Source organism: Salipaludibacillus aurantiacus, assembly GCF_900111295.1.
Lineage (GTDB): Bacteria > Bacillota > Bacilli > Bacillales > Salisediminibacteriaceae > Salipaludibacillus > Salipaludibacillus aurantiacus.
In genome coordinates this window covers 50,971-69,147 of the sequence record NZ_FOGT01000013.1, presented here as the reverse complement: position 1 = coordinate 69,147, position 18,177 = coordinate 50,971, and the positions used below count along the sequence as shown (strand labels likewise).

The following is an 18,177-nucleotide window of genomic DNA, read 5'->3' as shown; positions in this document are numbered from 1 at the left end:
TCCCGAGACTTTCTATTAATTTGTGCTAAATCCCTCCGTCTATAGACCTGTTGTAAAAATTATACACGGGACTTTTGATAAATTTTCCAAATAAAAAGGTTGCCACAGTGTTTATAGAGTATATTCTAAATGGTTAAATAAATTTTCCAGGAGGTAAGTGAATGAAAAAAGCATCGATACTAGCGGGGACTTTGTGCTTTATGCTAATTGCGCCATCCTTTATTTCTGCTCATGATGAGCTGGGAGGCAATGATGGTAAATGGCAGGAAGAGATAGAAGAAGGCCGGGAAATAAATACAGTTACGACAATAACAGGGAGTAAAAATTTAAAGAATTTAGTTGAAGTAGCAGATGTTCCGTGGGATGGGCTTGATGGAGTGAATAATAGAACGGCTGATCTGTATGCTCACAAAGGCTTTGCTTACGTGGCTACCAAAGCGCATAACGCTTCCGGTGTGCGGGTATTTGATTTGAAGGATCCATCAAATCCAATCGAAGTTTCCGCTTTTGCAGATGATCTGCCAGGTACATGGCAGGAAAAAGTAGTGGTTAAATCCGTTAATACGCCATATTTTAAAGGTGATCTGGCTGCCGTCTCAGTTCAGCAATGGAGCAGAAATACCGTTGGCGGAGGAACCTTGTTATATGACGTGAGTGACCCGCTCAATCCAAAAAAGCTTGGTTACTGGGAGCTTCCTGAATCAGTGACTGGAACGCATGAACTCTACTTAACAACACAAGGTAACCGTACATTGTTGCTAACGGCAAACCCTAACGCTAACCATTTTACTGGTGGAGAATATCAAGATTTTACTATTCTAGATGTAACCAATCCAGCCAGCCCTGAAGTGATTTTTGAGTGGGATCCTGCTGAGTTAGAAGAAACATATACAGGCGTCTCTTTTAAAGATAAAAATGATGTGACGAGAAGATCGTTTGCTCACAGCGTAATTACTGATACGACTGGAAAATTTGCCTATGTTTCGTTCTGGGACATGGGAACTTTAATTTTCGATATTTCAACCCCTGAAGAACCAGAATTTGTCGGTAGAACGAGCTTTGAAAGAAATGTCCAAGGAGCCGCACATTCTGCAGCCCTAGCCAAAGGCGGGACGATTTTGATTGAAAACAGAGAGGTATTTAATCCTGACCCTGCCGATCCAGAGTTTGAAAGGGGATGGGGTTACGTCCGTATTTACGATATTAAAGACAAAAGCAACCCGGTGTTAATCGGTGACTATCGCTCTTTTAATTCTGTCGAACAAATAAAACCAGGGGAAAGAGCAGCAGGACGTTATACTGTTCATGACCCTAAAATTTTAGGTAATACATTATATTTATCTCATTATTCTGATGGTGTAAAAATGGTAGATATCACTGATCCATCTAAACCGGAAGAAATTGGATCCTATGTACCGGAAAATGCAGATATCTGGGGTGTATTTGTGGATCGAAACTACATTTTAGCATCAGATATGCAATCAGGTTTAAAAGTAATCCAAAAAAATAATAGTAGAACTTTTAGATAAACAAAGGGAGTTTACCAAAGGATAGTGGGTGCCTGACCCCCGGCGCATTAAAGCATTAACGCGCCGGGGGTCAGGCCCTTTTTTGACCAATATCTGGCCTTTAAAGTGTTTAATTAGATTGAAAAGGGAATATCAGGAGGATGAAGGGTAAGAATGAATTTATCTCTACAATTATAAATGGATAAGTGCGGAAAAAATCAATAATGAAGGAATGAATTTTTATCCTAAGCCAAGATTTCCTACTGGAATAATTATTTTAGACTTAAACCACGAGAGGATGGATGACAGTGAAAAAAATTGGTGTATTAACTTCAGGCGGCGACTCGCAGGGAATGAATAGCGCTATTCGTTCTGTGGTCAGAACAGGAATTGCACGTGGATACGAAATTGTTGGGATTAAAAGAGGCTATAATGGGTTGATGGAAAAGGACTTTATACCTTTAGGATCAAAAGATGTCTCGGACAAACTTTATCGCGGCGGGACATTTCTTCAATCTGCCCGGTCTGAAGAGTTCAGGACGGAGGAAGGCCAGAAAAAAGGAGCGAATAATTTAAAAGAAGAGGGGATCGAACATCTCGTTGTTATTGGAGGCGATGGCAGTTACCGGGGGGCCGCGAAACTAAATGACCTGGGGATAAAAACGTATGGGCTTCCAGGGACAATTGATAACGACCTGCCACTGACTGATTATACAATTGGTTTTGATACCACTTTAAATGTCGTAACTGATGCTATTGGCAATCTGCGTGACACAATGAGCAGCCACGAACGGGTAAGTGTCATTGAGGTGATGGGAAGAAATAGCGGGGATATTGCCCTGCACGCAGGAATAGCAAGCGGTGTGGACGCTATTTTAGTTCCCGAACAGCCATGGGATATTAAGGAAATATCCTACAAATTAAAAGACCGTTTTAATAAAGGTAAAACACACAGTATTGTCATGGTCGCAGAAGGTGCGGGGAATGGCGAGGAGATTGCTCATATGATTAAAGACCATTGCGGACTGGATACCCGGGCAACCATCCTGGGGCATATACAAAGAGGCGGGACGCCATCAGCGTTCGACCGTGTCTTTACAAGCCGGATGGGCCACGAAGTCATTCGTTTGATTGATAATGATATTTATGGAGTGGCGCTGGGGATAGAAAATAATGATATTACTTATCATAGGTTCGAAGAAATTTTTGAGGCACACCAGCCTCCCAATACTAAACTGTATAGTATTTTTGGAGACCTCGTTTAATTAAAGGTTCTTATAGTGCACAACCTTTATCACCGTTTTAGCAGTCCGGCAGACCGGGTATAGCGGAATAACAGGCTAAAGGAAGGTGTTTTTATAGGACTTACGGTTATGCCCGTTAAGTGAATGAAACACCGGCCTCCCACGGCCGGTGTTATTTGCTGTTTGATCCTATCATCCGGCCTATCATCTGTGAAGAGTTAAGCCGCATGTATCCGCTGATTGTGAAAACAATCATGCCTATAAGAAAAGCGATAAAATAAGGTGAAACAAAGTCCCGTACAATTCCTGTCACTGATGAACTGAGTATAATCCCCACCGAAAAAACAGCAGACATGTAACCAAAGGCTCTGCCGTGAACTTCTTTGGCTGCGTTCTCGGTGATCGAGGTAGCCATAGCGGGCATAACAAGGCCAAAAAACATGCCCATCATAAAAATAAGATACGGCAGGGGCAGTAAGGCGCTGAATAATCCAAACAGACAAAGAGACATACCGAATAAACCGCACATAAGCCGTTTAAACGGGTCAAACTGGTTAATAAAAAATAAGGACAGCGTAATGAATGTCCCAATGCTCATCAGGCTGAATAACTGGCCTGTCTGAATGGTTGAGACTTCTTTTTCAACCGTGAGGTAAGGAATTTCGAATATAAGCACACCATGAATATACATCACTGCGAAACCGATTAAATAAGCTGCCAGCAGGTTTGGTGTGGTTAGAACACGGGACTTAGAGTCCTCTGTAAACGTTTTTACCGCCACCATCTGCCTGTCTTTTATAAAACGCAGGGAATAAAAGCCAATGACAATAATGGCTGCCCCTATAAAAAAATAAGTATTAACATACCCGAACATCACGACCATTTTACCGCCGATTAGAGGGGCAATAATTCCGGCGAGAGTCGACAGCATGCCGTTAATTGCCATATTCTTGCCTTGCTGCCGGCTGTTATTGGCGTATCCTGAAAGGAGAGTAAAGGCGGCCGGGATTAAAAAAGCAAGGGCAAAGCCATTTAAAGCATGAAGGATCAGCAAGTCGCCGGCATTTGAGGCGAGCCCGTGCGCGATAAACAGACCTCCCGCTATAAATAATGGAAAAGTGATAAATCTCTTTTTTCCAAAGCGGTCTACAAGCGGACCTGCGATTAAATTCCCCGTTAAATTAGTCAGTGAAGTGACCCCTAAAATTATTCCTATGAGCATGCTTGACGCATCAAACGAGGCTGCATAAGGCGTAAATACAGGCATTTGCAGCCTGATAACAAGAGTAATTAAAAACATGACAACGAAAATATTAAACTTGTCTACAGTCGATTCCGTCATTTTATCCACCTCGGAACAATGTATGTCCCATAAACAGAAATTAGACGGGCAGGAAGTCCTGCTGCCTGGGTATGAACGGGCCGGGTTTTACAGTTAACCCGGTAGGTTCATGGAGAAATGTTGTTTTTAATCTCCTTTATAAAAATACTTAAGACATGAAATCTATCCTGTTCAACATTATAATGAGAGACAGAAGTTTATTGGTTAAAGGGGACTGCAGGCGATGAGCAATAAGATACGACGACTCACTTCAGAAGATTATGAGTTGTTTGCTGCTATGGATACAGGAATCGAAGACGACTATATCAAATTATTTTTTGAGCGGTTTGCAGGCGGGACGAATCGATTGTACGGTTTATTTGCCGACGGGAAGCTTGCTTCGATGGGCGGCTATTCGATTTTTGTTGGCCGGTATGCGATGCTTGGACGGCTCCGCAGTGACCGGCGGTTCCAGGGAAAATCATTGGCGACAGAATTAATGACGCATGTTAAAAATGAAGCGTTCAGCGCAGAAGGTATCAGATGGGTGGGAGGCAATACGGAAGAAGGCAACCTGCCGGCCAGGCGTGTCCTTGAAAAAATCGGCTGTAAACCAAAGCTTACCCAATACGCTGCGACAGCTAAAGAGGTAGAGGCTATAGAAAGGGGAGAAGAAGTTTGGCAGGAAATCCATTCGAACGGCCGGAAGAAAAGCTGGCTTGAAAAAACTTATCTTGCAAAAAGTAAAGTTTTCCCTTTTCAATGTTATTACCCTTTTCCTGCGTCTGACGCTTTGTTCAATGAGAACACACTAAAGGACTGGACGTTTTATGAAAATAAAGCAGGAGACCGTTTCTTCGTGACGAAACACGACCAGAAAAGAACACATTATTTACATGTTGCTTATCCATGGAATGATGCGCGGGAGCAGAAAGGTTTTTGGCAAACGGTTGCCAGTGCGAAACAAAACCTTGAGGATGAACTTGGTGAAGAGGCACATGTCTGGATGGATATACCGAAAGACGAAATAACCGGCCTTCCTGCCAACCACCCGTTTAAGCTTAATTCCGTGTGGGTCCTTTACGAAGCAGAGAAGTAAATTATTTGGGGTCTGTCCCCCAGCGCATTACAGCTTTAACGCGCTGGGGGACAGACCCCTTTCAATTATTTTTGGTTTAACTCTTTTAAAATGGACGGGTACTCTTTATCCAGTTTATACATCCATAAAAGGATGACTTGAAGGACCGTGAACAGAAGCGGGAGTTGGATGTTCAGGGCGATAATCATCTGGCTTGCCGAGGCTGATTGTTCCGAAAGGGCACCCTGGTAGCCGCCGAAGGCTAATAGCCAGCCGATTAATGCTCCGCCGATCCCGGTTCCTACCTTCATTCCGAAACTGGCTGCACTGTTTACGAGCCCCGCCGTTCTGAACCCGGATTTCCACTGGCCGTATTCTGTCGTGTCATTAATCATCGCATACAGAAAAGTGATGACAGGAATCAGTCCGAACCCTTGAATAACATTGCCGGTTAAGAAAAAAGCAAGACTTGACGGGTCAATAAACTTAATAATAGATCCGAATATAGCCACTAAAGATACAACTAATGCAATATTCCGTTTTCCAAACCTGCCGACTAATTTTCCGATAAAAAAGAAACAGACAATGGTTGGCAAAAACAGTGACAACGCGAAGAAAGAGAAATAGCTGCTGTTTCCTAAAATATATGTTGCGTAGTAAAGCCCGGCCCCTGTTAAAAGAGCATTGAGCGTATAAGCGAGTACGCAGTAAACCGTAATAATTACCCAGTATTTATTTGTAAGGAGTGCCTTAAATTCTGTTTTAAAAGGAACTTTCTTTTTCTTTTTTACCGGTTCCGCATCGACTCTCTCTTCTGTTGAATGGAAAGAAGTAAAACAGGTCACCACAATAATGACTGCAATGGCCAGGGAAACAGCCGTCCAACCAAAATTTCCGCCTATGGCACTGGCAACCGGTTCAGCAAGTGTCATAACAAGGATCGTGCTCAGCATCGTAAAAACGCCGGTATAGATGTTAACTAACGATCTTCCTTTAGGGTCTTGAGTCATCAGGCCCAATAGGGTCTTATAAGGGATAGAAATGGCGGTGTACGTTAAGATGAGTAAAATGTAAGTGATATAAGCATAAATAATTTTGCCTGTCATGCTAATATCCGGTACAGAAAACAGGAGGACACCGGATACGGCAAACGGCAGGGCCATCCAAAGGATCCAGGGCCGTGCTTTCCCGTGTTTTGATTTCGTCCTGTCCACCACTGAACCCATGCCTATGTCGGTGACGCCATCAAGGAGGCGGCTGACCAGCATCAATGTTCCTACCACGCCGGCTGAAATCCCAGCAATATCCGTGTAGTAAAATGCGAGAAACGTACCAACCATCGTCCAGATTAAAATAATTCCGAAGAATCCTAAACCGTAATTTAACATCTCTTTATGGCCAGGGCGTTCCTGAGGCCTGGCTTGTACGAACTCCAATTCCTGCTGACTTTTAGCTGACATAACATCGCTCCTTTTTATTTGGAAGTATAATACTAACCGGTCGGTATGTACAAACCTATTATAGATTAAATTTTCCGAAAATTCAATCTGATATTTTACTTATTGGCAGCATAGGAACCACCTCTTTTCTAAGAAATCAAATCCGCAAGAACAGCTGGAAATTCTGTTCATACGCTTAAAGAGGCGGACATACATATTCGTATCCCTGTTTGTTTATAATGAAAGTAGATGACACTTTCAGGCGGGGGTAAAAATGATGATCTATGTGATGTATGCAGGTTCAATTCTCTTATCCCTTCTCATCGCTGTGTTCTCCGGGCTCCCCATAACCCCCACCCTTGGCTTTACAAGGCCCTATTTGGAATATTTCATAATCGGCGCTAGTTCTACGGCGTTATATATTTATTATATTTATCGGTACCAGCCCCATTTTAAAGTCAGATACATGTTTTTTGGGCTGCTGGCCGGGCTGATATCATTTTTAATCATTTCTTTTATACAACTAAACCTGCGAACCGACCTTATGAGCCCGCTGTCATTTTTTTATTATCATTGGACAGAAGGAGTGGCAGTTCTGTGCGGTGCTGTCTTATTACCTGTGGTTTTATTCTCTCACCAGGTGAAATGCCCAAATTGCCGCAAACACAGTTTTTTTGACCAGAAATTAATATTTTCAACAAACAAATATTATACTTTTCCGGTAAATGAGTATATGCTTTTAAGCGAGTTTGAAGAGCAGTATAAGCATCTGGCCAAGGCTGAAGAAAGCCGCTCATTAACAAGCCTCAGCGCCTTCGAAGGCACGGTGTTTCATTTTTATAAATCCAAATGTAAATGCTGCGGCGAGCAATACGTGTGCCGAAAAAAGGAAGTCAGCGAAAAATCGGAAGCCTTTTCCTCTGAAAGGGAAGGGAATTGATAGATTTTAAAAAAATTATCTCTCCCCTGACACAGGTTGTCAGGCACTCTGTTATATTAGATGGAGGACAGAAAGGTAATAACGAGAGGAGCATATTAACCAATGAAAAAGTATGTATTAACAGGCGTGGCTGCTGTATTCCTGATGGGAATAACCGCATGCAACGGCAATGAAAACGGGGAGACGAACGCTGAAGCTGAAGAAACAATGGCCAATACCAATGCCGCGGTAGAAAATGAGGCGGAAAACAACGGAAATGCGGAAGAGGTCGAAGCTGAAACTGAAGAAAATGAAAACGGAAGTGAAAATGAGCAGGGGAACGATTCTGACAATAGTTCAGTCAGCGTAGACGCCGGTGCATCTGAGGTGACTATTACGCTGCCGCCTTCATTATTTGAAGAGGAAGATCCTGAAGATATGGTTGCTGAAGAAGAGGAAGAAGGCATTTACGATGTAACCATGCATGAAGACGGCACAGTGACGTATACAATGTCTAAAGAAAAACATGAAGAAATGATGCAGGAAATGGAAAAAGACATCAACGAAACGATCGAAGAGACGAAAAACAGTGAAGACTTCGTGTCCATCACAGATATCACTTATAATGACTCTTATTCTGAATTTAATATGATTGTGGAACAGGAAACCTTTGAAAACAGCTTTGACGGATTTGCAGCCTTCGGATTAGGGCTGAGCGGAATGTTCTACCAGTTGTTTGACGGAGTAGACCCGGACGATTTTGAGGTCATTGTTCATTTTGAAAATGAAGATACAGGAGAGGTTTTCGAAACGATGACGTTCCCTGAAGACTTGGATTTTTAAGAAAATAACAGAAACTCATTTACTTTAAAAGATTCCCATCCCCCGGGTAAGTCAAGGCTTATCAGGGGGATTATTTGATTGGCTGCGGCCTGGTGGTTTACAGTATAAGTAATTTAGTTTAAAAACACAGAGTTAACTACACATAGAAAGCGGGGAGGCAAGGGTGAAAAGGCGTACTGGACAATGTGAAGTATGTACAAGAAACGAGGTAGAATTAACAGAACACCATTTAATTCCAAAAGAAGAAGGCGGTACCCATTTGCAAACGGCCATGCTCTGTAAACCATGCCATAAGCAAATTCATAACTTGTACACGAACCGCGAATTAGCCGTCCGACTCGGAACGGTAAAAAAGCTTCAGAACGACGAACAACTTAAGAAATTTATTAAATTCATCAGGAAACAGCCTTCTTCAGCAAGGGTTAAAATGAGGAAATCCAATGAGAAAAAGCAACGGAGAAAGTAGGCGCCATCAGGTGGTCTGCCTAGCAGTCGACAGCGGGAAATCATGTACTCTATCCTTAACCAAAAACCCGGCAAATCGCCTGCCGGGTTCACCAATGAAACGTTATGAATGGGTAGTTACAGAAGCAGTGTTGCCCATGAGTTCACCGTTCTTGGCCAGAGGTTTAAATCTGGCGTTGAAGAACCTCAGTGTCGGCGGCTCATAAGTCATTTCAAGCCCTCCGATTTGATCCCTTTTTTCATATAGAGCTATGATGGAATCGGCGACGACATCCATATGGTTGTTTGTATAGACGCGTCTTGGTATGGTTAATCGTACAAGTTCAAGTTTTGGTTTATTGTTTTCACCGGTAACTTTGTTTCTGCCCGCTGAGACGTAACCGCGCTCCATTGACCTTACTCCGGAATCTAAATAAATTGCTGCGGCCAGAGCCTGGGCAGGGAGCTGCTCCTGTTTCAGGTGAGGGAGGAACTCTCTCGCGTCCAGGAAGACGGCGTGGCCTCCAATTGGCTTTACGACAGGGATGCCGGCATCAATAAGCTGTTCGCCCAAGTATCTTACCTGATGGACCCGGTGCGCAATGTAGTTATCATCAGCGGACTCATAGATTCCTAACGCCATAGCTTCCATGTCCCGGCCTGAAAGACCGCCGTATGAAGGCATGCCTTCATATAGAACGACCAGCTCGCGGCCGCGAATATAAAGCTCTTCATCATTCATCGCTAGAAATCCGCCAATGTTCACTAAGCAGTCTTTTTTGCCGCTCATCGTGCAGCCGTCAGAATAGGAGAACATTTCCTTTAAAATATCTTTAATTGCTGTATCCGCATATCCTTCTTCCCGCTCCTGAATAAAGAAAGCATTCTCAACACAACGAGTCGCATCGTACATCACATCGATTCCGTATCTGCTGCAAAGGGCATACACGTCACGCAGGTTCTTCATACTGACCGGCTGTCCGCCAGCCAGGTTGACCGTTACTGCGATACAGACATAAGGTATTTTTTCAGGACCGGCCTCTTTAATCACTTTCTCGAGTTTGGATATATCGACATTTCCCTTAAATGGATGGTCGAGTAAGGAATCGTGGCCTTCATCAATAATAATATCTACAAATGTGGCGCCATTTAATTCCTGATGAGCTCTCGTGGTAGTAAAGTACATATTCCCGGGAACAAAATCGCCTTCTTTAATTTTCATCTGTGAGAGGAGATTTTCTGCACCTCTTCCTTGGTGGGTTGGAATGACGTATTTATAACCGTAGATCTCTTTTACAGCTTTTTCGAGGTGGTGCCAGCTTTCACTTCCAGCGTACGCTTCATCTCCGACCATCAGCGCGCCCCACTGCTGATCACTCATGGCCGTCGTGCCGCTGTCTGTCAGGAGGTCGATATATACTTCTCTTGAATTAATCAGGAACGTATTATACCCCGCATTTTCCAAAGCTTCTTTCCGTTCGTTATAATTCAGCATTTTCAAAGGCTCGACTGATTTGATTTTGTAAGGTTCTGCCGTTCTTCTCCGCATTGTAAAACCCTCCCTGTAAAATGTTTGAAAATAAGTTATGATTTCAGATTACCACGCATTTGAAAGCGCTTGCAAGAACATGCATTAACCTGTAAAAGCACTAAAGACAACGCTTTTAACCGAGGTTAATAATCATCAAAGCCAAGTCTTGTTTGTTTAACACATTCGGGACGACACAGGGTTTGATTTGTTTTATAATAGAGGACATCATCATGGCATACAGGAAGGGGATTTATTAATGAAAATCAGTACTATTTTATTTGCCAGCCCGATGGCGAAAGACATAGAGCATATTTTTAACAGTAAAAAAGTGGCAGGGGATAAGCAGTTTCGTTTCCGGACGGAAGAGGAAGTCACAGAGGATGATTATAAATGGGCTGATGCGTTTATTGCATTCAAACGACCTCCGAATTTTTCGTTTGGAAATATTAAATGGGTTCATTCATTCGGCGCGGGAGTCGATAAAATTCTTAAGGACATCGACTGGAAAGAGGATGTGCTGTTAACCCGCACTGTCTGCTCGTTTGGCCAGAGAATGAGTGAATATTGTTTAAGTTACATACTTCGTGATGTTCAGAATCATTTACGCTATGAAAAGATGCAAGCAGAAAAAAATTGGAAGCTGGCAGCGCCCACACCTTTACAGGAAAAACAGGCGGTTGTTTACGGGACAGGGGTGATTGGCCGGGAAGTGGCTGAAACGCTTGCTTCATTCGGGATGACTGTGTATGGCGTCTCCTTAAGCGGCACGCAGAAAGAACCGTTTAGAAAAGTCTACTCATCAAAAGAGCCGCTGAATGATGCTGTGGCTGAAGCGAACTATGTGATCAATACGATGCCGTTAACTAATGAGACGAGAAAGGTATTAAATAAAGACGTGCTGACCAGGTGGACGGACGCCGTATTTATCAATGTCGGCCGGGGCGAATCTGTCGATAACGAGGCTTTGCTGCAGGCATTGGATAACGGACATATACGCCAGGCCGTTTTAGATGTGTTTGAGAGTGAGCCGCTTCCTCAGGACGATCCGTTCTGGTCCCATCCTAAAGTGATAGTCACTCCCCATATTTCTGCTGTAACCACACCGGAAGAAGGCGTAGACTGTTTCCTGAATACCCTTTATAAACTTGAGAACGGGGAAGCTGTCGGTAATGCCGTGGATTTAAACCGGGGATTTTAACTTAAACGCGCTGAAAAAATTGCAAGTCAGGAGCTTGCCAGTCTGCGGAAAACTTTTTTAACCTAATAACCGGGATAAAGATGCCATCCAGGCATCTTTATTTTTTTCCAGTAGTTTGTCAGGTGGATATGTTGATTTTTCGACAAATTTAATATACCATATAGGGTATATAGTGTTAATTGTTTACTATAAAAATGCCAGTTAAACGTTTTGAAAGGAGCGCACTTATGACACTGGAAATAATGATCACATACGCCGTCTTACTATTAGCTGTCACACTGTTTGTCACTGAGAAACTCCGTACAGACCTTGTAGCTGTCCTGGTAATGGTTATTCTCCCTTGGACCGGCGTTATCACGGCTTCTGAAGCATTTGCCGGCTTCTCTTCTAATGCCGTTATCTCTGTAATGGCGGTAATGCTGATAGGGTATGGCGTTGACCGTTCGGGGATTATGGCCGTGGTCGCTGAATTTATTACTAAAAGAGTCGGGAAAAAAGAGAAGAACGTTATGGTGAGCACCTCGGCGACTGTCGGTATTATATCTTCTTTTATGCAGAATATAGGTGCCGCGGCACTTTTTTTGCCTGCTCTTAGAAAAATCGGAAGAAATGCGAATATTCCTGTATCGAAGATCATTATGCCCATGGGGTTCGCCGCTATTCTTGGCGGCACATTAACTATGGTCGCCTCTGGTCCTCTCATCATATTAAACGACTTGCTAATGGAGTCGGGGAATGATCCATTTAATCTCTTTGCAGTGACACCAATAGGTTTAGCACTCCTTGGTGCTGGAATTCTGTACTTTTATCTGTTTGGCCGCTGGGTTCTGCCTGCAGCTAAAGGAGAAACGAAACCCAGCCGCACCGAGGAAATCAGAAAAACATATAATTTGCCTGCCGATATTTATGAAATGACTATCCCGGCCAACAGCTCGTTAGCTGGAAAGTCAATAGAGGAACTGGAAATATGGACGACGTACGGTATTAATATACTTGCCCTCAGTGAAGCTGGCAGCCATCTTTACAGTCCTTGGAGAAAAACCCGCCTGCAGGAAAACCAGACGATCGCCGTACTTGGCAGCCAAGACAATGTCACTGCTTTTGCTGATAATCATCAGCTCACAGTAAAAGATAACCTGAAGGTTTTCGCCAATCTGGAAAACGAAGACCGGGCCGGTTTTGCAGAAATTGTCATTCCGCCAAAATCACGGATGGTAGGAAAAAAGCTTGCGGATATTGGATTCCGTAAAAATTATAAATTGGAACCTGTAGCATTTATCACCCGCGACGGCGAAAAGCTTAATCTTTCTGAAGTCCCTTTTGAAGCAGGGATGCAGATGATTGTCTTTGGCCGCTGGGAAGATATCCTAAGACTAAAAACCTCCCATGACTTTGCCGTGCTGACAGAAGTCCAGCCGCCTGAACCGGAACCAAAGACCGATAAAAAGAAATACGCATTGTTAGCGATTGCTGTCGCAATCGGCCTTGTTCTTGCAGGCTTCCAGCTCTCACTCAGTTTCTTTACAGGTGCGATGCTTATGATCCTGCTCGGAGTAATTCCGAAAGAAGAAATCTATCCGGCCATTGATTGGAAGACGGTTTTCCTTCTCGCAGGGTTAATCCCAATGGGTACTGCTTTTGAAAACAGCGGGGCTGCCGAGTATACAGCTTCCGGAATCATTACCCTCGTGGGCGGATGGGGGACATTAGGAATTCTTTTTGTTATTGCAATTATTTCCATGTTCTTTTCCCTGTTTATGTCAAATGTAGCCGCAACCGTTCTGCTTGTTCCGCTCGTCATCATGATGGGGAATTCATTGGGAATTGATCCTACCGGCCTGGCGTTGCTGGTAGCGGTGTCAGCCTCTAATTCATTCGTGCTTCCGACGCACCAGGTAAATGCCTTCATCATGGGGCCTGGAGGTTACAGAAACGCCGATTACTTGAAAGCAGGGAGTTTAATGAGTGTCATCTTCCTCGTTGTTTCAGTCACAATGATTTATTTATTCTTTGTATAATTAAAACAGTCTGCCGGGACAGGTCCGGCAGACTGTTTTTAGGAGGGGTATAAGGCGGGGGATAAGGGGTGGTATAATTGTGACATTCTTTGTCTAAATTTGTAAGACGGTCGAGTCCTCCCTTTCTACTTCCAGATCAACTACTTACTGCTTATTTCCAAAACTTCCATCTATTGCTTCGGTACTGCTGAGAAACTATAATGTGGCTGTTTGCCACATTATTTGTCGATTTCTATGTAGTACAATAGAAGCAATAAGCAATATGATTTGCAATCAAACTAAGCTCTGATAAACACAGAGAGCCGTGAAAGAAGAACTTGTATAGTTCATTGAGAGGTGAGTAGTTTGAATAATATGTCGGATGAACTACTTAAAGAAATTTACCAGAAGGCTGTGGAATTTAATTTAGACAGCGACTTTATTCAACTTCTGATCGATGAACTGGTTAAAAGAAACTTATGGGACAATTCTTTTTATCCTTAACATTTAAAATCCTTATCTTTAACAACACGACATCTCTGTAGGATTTTTTACCAACATAGCTTGATAATAATGTCTACGTTCTGGAGGAATTTTATTACGGAGACACAAAAGGCTTCACAGGTAAAAAATGTGAAGCTTTTTGGCGTGAAATTAAATAGTTCAATTTTTTTATTTTTTGTAATATTATAAAAACTATAGATTTAATAATTAGGGGTGCGAGATGAAAAGGAAATGGCTGATTAATTTAAGAAAAGACAAGAATTTAACTCAGCAGCAGGTAGCTACACTATCTTTTATAGACAGGGGCTTTTACGCGCAGATTGAAAAAGGGATCAGGGACCCGAGTATCCCTGTTGCAAGAAAGGTGGCTGAAGTTCTTTCCTTTAATCCGGCCGCTTTTTTCTCCAGCCAGCTCGATGGCCTTTTCCGTGTGGCTCTGGCTGACAGCCCTATTATTGTTGCTCATTTTGATTTAAATTTAAAGTATACGTGGAGTTTCAATTCTCATTTAGATTTTAATAACGATACAATCATGGGAAAAACGGATATTGAGGTTACTAACAACGAAGGAACGCTTCAATTAATGAACCTGAAAAAAGAAGTACTGGAGAAACAAGAGCCTATTCGTAAAACAATTACATTTCCTGTGTCTGATGGCCCTTTAATCTATGATGTTTTCGGCGCTCCACTAGTTGAGAACGGCAGCCTGACAGGCGGCACTACCGTATCAACCGATGTCACCCATATACTTACAGGCAAAAAAGCCTTAGATAAGGATACGATGGTTTAGTATACTCAAAAAATAGCGGCCTGCCTTTATCCTAAGAGAAAAAGGCAGGCCTTCTTATATATGGCATTTACAACTTGAAGTTATTGTTACTTCAGATATTCCAGCGATAACGCACTCATCGCTTTAATACCTGCTTTAACTGCTTTTTCATCAAAAATAATACCAGGGTTATGAAGAGATCGGGTTGTTTGTTCATTTGACTCATCTTTAGTCCCCACTCTAAAAAGCATGCCTTCAATCTCCTGTAAATAGAAAGCAAAATCTTCGCCGCCCAAAGAAGGTTGCTCTAAATAAACCAGACTCTCTTTTCCCATCTCACTTTCAACTGCAGCAGTAAGCGCGTCAACGAGTTCATCATCGTTAATAACAGGCGGACAGCCAGGTTCAAAATTAACTGCAGCTGAGGTTTTGGAAGCTTTAGCGATGTACTCGCTCGTTTCCGTGACATCTTTCAGAATACTATTGCGCACTTCAGGTTCTAACGTACGGATTGAACCTGAAATGGTTACCTTGTTAGCTATAATATTATCAGCGTTGCCCCCGTGAATCTGGCCTATTGTTAATACAGCTGAATCAAGTGGCGAAATCTGCCTGGAGATAATCGTTTGCAGACCCATTATAATTTGGGCAGCGACAGGAATCGGATCGGTTGCTATATGAGGGTGGGCAGCATGACCGCCTGAGCCGTCTATCTCAATAGAAAACTTATCCGCTGCTGCCATAATAGGGCCATGCCGTACACCAATAGTTCCCGCTTCTATTAAAGGCCACGTGTGTAAACAAACAATTTTATCAACTTTGGGTTCTTGGTCGAGTATACCTTGATTTATTACAAAACGCGCACCTTCCATAATTTCTTCTGCTGGCTGGAAAATAAATTTAATATTGCCTTTCAACTGATCTTGAAACCTGTTCATGACGAGGGCCGTCCCAAGCATGACTGACGTGTGTATATCATGTCCGCAAGCATGCATAATACCTTCTTTTTCTGATTTAAATTCAAGCCCTGTCTTCTCATAAATGGGAAGTGCGTCGATATCAGCTCTCAGGCCGAGAGTGGGACCATTACTTTTACCTCTTAAGACACCAATGACACCTGTTCCGCCTTCCATTTTTTCAAGTTGAATATTAGTGCCTTTCAATGTATCCATAATTAATTGAGTGGTTTCAAATTCTTCCATACTTAGTTCAGGAAAGCGGTGAAGATGCCGCCTGATTTGAATGATTTCTTCTATAATTTCTGAAGTTAGAGAATGAATATCCATTAGAGTTCCTCCAGGTTATAAATAAATTGCGGGTGGCAAAGCAGCGGATGTACTAGTTGTTTAGGAATAATAGGGAAGAGGCTCTCCCGGATTAAAAGGAGCAGCCCCTTACAAAAAGAACCTAGTTTAAATCAGATTGGCCGATTTCTACAATTTCCTGATAAGTCTCTTCTCCCCATACCTCTGTGCCCATCTCGTCCCGGACACTTTGAGTAGCTTCTTTAAACGCCTCAATATCAGGGTCTACAAATTCCACACCGCTGTCTTCCATTTCTTGAATCATATCTGCTTCATTTTCCAGAAGTTTGTCAGTAGCGACCTGTTCTCCTTCTTCGGCAGCTTCAAGGAAGAGATCCTGGTATTCTTCAGGCATGCTTTCGAAAAATTCGTTATTAATGGTTACAAACGCAGGCTTATACATATGATTGGAATTAATAATGTAATCCTGAACTTCGTGGAAGCCGGCAGAATAAATTGTCTCAAGCGGGTTTTCCTGGCCTTCTACAATACCTGTCTGAAGCCCGTTATATACTTCCCCGAAATCCATAGGATTCGGGCTCGCTCCCAGTGCTTCAAAAGTAGCAACATAGTAATCCACTGCAGGAGCTCGGATAGACAAACCACTCATATCTTCAGGCGTTTCAATTTTAACGTTTGAAGAGATTACTCTTGGTCCTCTAGGCAGGATGCCAATCGTTCTTAAGCCTTGGTCATCGATCAGTTTCTGATTGAATTCCTGTCCGGTGTCAGACTCTAATACTTCCATCCAATGATCGTTTGATGCCATAAGGAAAGGGAGTGATAAATATTCGATCTCGTCGAGCCCGGGATCTCCGCTCGACATCATTTCAATGGTTCCTGTACTCACTTGCTCCATTTGTTCAATGGTTGAGCCCAGCTGGTTGGCTGGATAAATCTCTATTGTAATGTTGCCGCCCGATCTTTCTTCTATCATTTCTTTAAAGTGTTCCATCCCCTGATAGGCAGGTTCACCTTCACTTGCCCACGTACTGTAAGTGACTTCGAACGTTTCATCAATGTCAAGGACGTTATTATTAGAGTTATCATTACTATCATTTTCAGCCGCATTATTCGTATTGTTGTTACCGTTGTTTTCTGCAGCATTGGTGCCGCCATTGTTATCGTCTTGTTCAATACCGCAGGCTGTTAATCCAAGGACCAATCCGCTTGTTAAGAGAGCTAAGTTTCTTTTTTTCATAATTTGTTTCCCTCCTGAGATAATAGTGTTAAAACATGAAATACCACACAAGTAGACGGAATATTCTGTAAATTAACCAAGTACTAATCCAATGTCATGTCTGATTCCGCCACTTTAGACACGACTACTGAGCCAAACGATGTCAAGTGTTCCACGATCTCTTCTCCACGTTCTTTAGAAGCCTCTTTAGGATTTCCTACCACTCCTTCTTTTGAGACATCTTCCATATTAAAGTACAAGTTAGCTGCGCCATCATTTATTTTTACTTGTTTGAAATTCTTTATATCGAATTGTCGCCACGTTTTTTCTTCTTTCCAGTCTTTTAAAAGATCCATTCTCATATCTTCGGGGTATAAGAAACTCATAATCGAGGTGAGTGGTTCACCTCCATGGCCGGACGGGTCGTTCTCACCGTATAATTCTTTCTTTTTTTCCGGACCGATACCTGTCCATAAATCAATCGAAGCGATCATTATTTTATTTTCACGTTTTACTTTCCGGGCGACCTGGTCTACAGCAGGTCCGTTTCCGGCATGGCCGTTAAAGACTACTATTTTTGTTATGCCATGTTCTATTAAACTTCTGAAAATATCTTCTAATAAACTGATCACCGTTTCTTGCGAGAGAGAAATGGTCCCGGGGTAACTTCTGAAATAGTCTGAATTACCAAAAGGGACGGTTGGAAGATAAAGAGCTCCCGTTTGTTCTGCCACTCTTTTTGATATTTCACCAGCTGCAAGAAAGTCACCTGTTAATGAATGAGGCCCATGTTCTTCCATGGAACCCATGGGAAGTATAACAACCGGATTTTTTTTATAGGCTTCTTCAGCCTCTCTCCATGTCATGTGGTGTATTGCATGCTTAATTTGAGTCATTG

General features: G+C 42.7%; 16 protein-coding genes. 10 read left to right on the top strand and 6 right to left on the bottom strand.

The genetic code is table 11. From position 1 onward, the window contains the following. Window positions 1–161 precede the first annotated feature (161 nt). Window positions 162–1,529 carry an LVIVD repeat-containing protein gene (locus BMW59_RS15095; RefSeq protein WP_093054009.1) on the top strand — a complete coding sequence of 456 codons (1,368 nt, stop codon included), beginning with the start codon at window positions 162–164 and terminating at the stop codon, window positions 1,527–1,529. A 281-nt stretch (window positions 1,530–1,810) separates the two neighbouring features. Continuing rightward, on the top strand, window positions 1,811–2,773 hold the full coding sequence (gene pfkA, locus BMW59_RS15090; protein WP_093054007.1) for a 6-phosphofructokinase: 963 nt from the start codon (window positions 1,811–1,813) through the stop codon (window positions 2,771–2,773). A 151-nt stretch (window positions 2,774–2,924) separates the two neighbouring features. Here pfkA and BMW59_RS15085 read toward each other — a convergent pair whose 3' ends face one another. Continuing rightward, window positions 2,925–4,094, bottom strand: a complete 1,170-nt coding sequence (locus BMW59_RS15085; protein WP_093054005.1) for an MFS transporter — start codon at window positions 4,092–4,094, stop codon at window positions 2,925–2,927. 223 nt (window positions 4,095–4,317) lie between these two features. On the opposite strand from BMW59_RS15085, the gene BMW59_RS15080 reads away from it, so the two are divergent. Continuing rightward, window positions 4,318–5,172 carry a GNAT family N-acetyltransferase gene (locus BMW59_RS15080; RefSeq protein WP_093054003.1) on the top strand — a complete coding sequence of 285 codons (855 nt, stop codon included), beginning with the start codon at window positions 4,318–4,320 and terminating at the stop codon, window positions 5,170–5,172. Window positions 5,173–5,237: 65 nt separating this feature from the next. Here the strand turns inward: BMW59_RS15080 and BMW59_RS15075 are convergent, their stop codons facing one another. Further along, on the bottom strand, window positions 5,238–6,611 hold the full coding sequence (locus BMW59_RS15075) for an MFS transporter (protein ID WP_093054000.1): 1,374 nt from the start codon (window positions 6,609–6,611) through the stop codon (window positions 5,238–5,240). 253 nt (window positions 6,612–6,864) lie between these two features. On the opposite strand from BMW59_RS15075, the gene BMW59_RS15070 reads away from it, so the two are divergent. From BMW59_RS15070 to BMW59_RS15060, 3 genes are all read left to right on the top strand, one after another. Continuing rightward, window positions 6,865–7,530 carry a hypothetical protein gene (locus tag BMW59_RS15070; RefSeq protein ID WP_093053998.1) on the top strand — a complete coding sequence of 222 codons (666 nt, stop codon included), beginning with the start codon at window positions 6,865–6,867 and terminating at the stop codon, window positions 7,528–7,530. A 102-nt stretch (window positions 7,531–7,632) separates the two neighbouring features. Continuing rightward, a complete protein-coding gene (locus BMW59_RS15065; protein WP_093053996.1) occupies window positions 7,633–8,352 on the top strand; it encodes a hypothetical protein in 720 nt (239 codons plus the stop codon). A gap of 163 nt (window positions 8,353–8,515) precedes the next feature. After that, the gene (locus BMW59_RS15060; RefSeq protein WP_093053994.1) at window positions 8,516–8,818 is read left to right on the top strand and encodes an HNH endonuclease; all 303 of its coding nucleotides are present in this window, start codon (window positions 8,516–8,518) and stop codon (window positions 8,816–8,818) included. A gap of 102 nt (window positions 8,819–8,920) precedes the next feature. Here BMW59_RS15060 and BMW59_RS15055 read toward each other — a convergent pair whose 3' ends face one another. Next, window positions 8,921–10,345: a tyrosine phenol-lyase gene (locus BMW59_RS15055; protein ID WP_093053992.1), complete on the bottom strand. Its 1,425-nt coding sequence runs from the start codon at window positions 10,343–10,345 to the stop codon at window positions 8,921–8,923. A 238-nt stretch (window positions 10,346–10,583) separates the two neighbouring features. Between BMW59_RS15055 and BMW59_RS15050 the strand changes: the two genes are divergently transcribed. From BMW59_RS15050 to BMW59_RS15035, 4 genes are all read left to right on the top strand, one after another. Further along, on the top strand, window positions 10,584–11,525 hold the full coding sequence (locus BMW59_RS15050; protein ID WP_093053990.1) for a D-2-hydroxyacid dehydrogenase: 942 nt from the start codon (window positions 10,584–10,586) through the stop codon (window positions 11,523–11,525). Window positions 11,526–11,752: 227 nt separating this feature from the next. Continuing rightward, complete coding sequence (locus tag BMW59_RS15045) at window positions 11,753–13,543, top strand: SLC13 family permease (protein WP_093053988.1); 1,791 nt, start codon at window positions 11,753–11,755, stop codon at window positions 13,541–13,543. Window positions 13,544–13,897: 354 nt separating this feature from the next. Then, window positions 13,898–14,026 carry a sporulation histidine kinase inhibitor Sda gene (sda, locus tag BMW59_RS15040; RefSeq protein ID WP_218141994.1) on the top strand — a complete coding sequence of 43 codons (129 nt, stop codon included), beginning with the start codon at window positions 13,898–13,900 and terminating at the stop codon, window positions 14,024–14,026. 220 nt (window positions 14,027–14,246) lie between these two features. Continuing rightward, window positions 14,247–14,816, top strand: coding sequence for a helix-turn-helix domain-containing protein (locus BMW59_RS15035; protein ID WP_093053984.1), 570 nt, complete (start codon window positions 14,247–14,249; stop codon window positions 14,814–14,816). Between the two features lie 86 nt (window positions 14,817–14,902). Here the strand turns inward: BMW59_RS15035 and BMW59_RS15030 are convergent, their stop codons facing one another. The 3 genes from BMW59_RS15030 to BMW59_RS15020 all read right to left on the bottom strand — a co-directional run bounded on the left by BMW59_RS15030 (window position 14,903) and on the right by BMW59_RS15020 (window position 18,175). Continuing rightward, window positions 14,903–16,081, bottom strand: a complete 1,179-nt coding sequence (locus BMW59_RS15030; RefSeq protein ID WP_093053982.1) for a M20 metallopeptidase family protein — start codon at window positions 16,079–16,081, stop codon at window positions 14,903–14,905. A gap of 121 nt (window positions 16,082–16,202) precedes the next feature. Continuing rightward, the gene (locus BMW59_RS15025) at window positions 16,203–17,300 is read right to left on the bottom strand and encodes a TRAP transporter substrate-binding protein (RefSeq protein ID WP_093053980.1); all 1,098 of its coding nucleotides are present in this window, start codon (window positions 17,298–17,300) and stop codon (window positions 16,203–16,205) included. Window positions 17,301–17,383: 83 nt separating this feature from the next. Beyond that, on the bottom strand, window positions 17,384–18,175 hold the full coding sequence (locus tag BMW59_RS15020; RefSeq protein ID WP_093053978.1) for a creatininase family protein: 792 nt from the start codon (window positions 18,173–18,175) through the stop codon (window positions 17,384–17,386). Window positions 18,176–18,177: the final 2 nt, after the last annotated feature.

Excerpts from the sequence above, each read along its gene's own strand:
- BMW59_RS15035 (WP_093053984.1), top strand. The coding sequence starts at position 14,247 with ATGAAAAGGAAATGGCTGATTAATTTAAGAAAAGACAAGAATTTAACT.
- BMW59_RS15075 (WP_093054000.1), bottom strand. The coding sequence starts at position 6,611 with ATGTCAGCTAAAAGTCAGCAGGAATTGGAGTTCGTACAAGCCAGGCCT.
- BMW59_RS15070 (WP_093053998.1), top strand. The coding sequence starts at position 6,865 with ATGATGATCTATGTGATGTATGCAGGTTCAATTCTCTTATCCCTTCTC.
- BMW59_RS15095 (WP_093054009.1), top strand. The coding sequence starts at position 162 with ATGAAAAAAGCATCGATACTAGCGGGGACTTTGTGCTTTATGCTAATT.
- BMW59_RS15045 (WP_093053988.1), top strand. The coding sequence starts at position 11,753 with ATGACACTGGAAATAATGATCACATACGCCGTCTTACTATTAGCTGTC.
- sda (WP_218141994.1), top strand. The coding sequence starts at position 13,898 with ATGTCGGATGAACTACTTAAAGAAATTTACCAGAAGGCTGTGGAATTT.
- BMW59_RS15085 (WP_093054005.1), bottom strand. The coding sequence starts at position 4,094 with ATGACGGAATCGACTGTAGACAAGTTTAATATTTTCGTTGTCATGTTT.
- BMW59_RS15080 (WP_093054003.1), top strand. The coding sequence starts at position 4,318 with ATGAGCAATAAGATACGACGACTCACTTCAGAAGATTATGAGTTGTTT.
- BMW59_RS15020 (WP_093053978.1), bottom strand. The coding sequence starts at position 18,175 with ATGACTCAAATTAAGCATGCAATACACCACATGACATGGAGAGAGGCT.
- BMW59_RS15050 (WP_093053990.1), top strand. The coding sequence starts at position 10,584 with ATGAAAATCAGTACTATTTTATTTGCCAGCCCGATGGCGAAAGACATA.
- BMW59_RS15065 (WP_093053996.1), top strand. The coding sequence starts at position 7,633 with ATGAAAAAGTATGTATTAACAGGCGTGGCTGCTGTATTCCTGATGGGA.
- pfkA (WP_093054007.1), top strand. The coding sequence starts at position 1,811 with ATGACAGTGAAAAAAATTGGTGTATTAACTTCAGGCGGCGACTCGCAG.
- BMW59_RS15030 (WP_093053982.1), bottom strand. The coding sequence starts at position 16,081 with ATGGATATTCATTCTCTAACTTCAGAAATTATAGAAGAAATCATTCAA.
- BMW59_RS15025 (WP_093053980.1), bottom strand. The coding sequence starts at position 17,300 with ATGAAAAAAAGAAACTTAGCTCTCTTAACAAGCGGATTGGTCCTTGGA.
- BMW59_RS15055 (WP_093053992.1), bottom strand. The coding sequence starts at position 10,345 with ATGCGGAGAAGAACGGCAGAACCTTACAAAATCAAATCAGTCGAGCCT.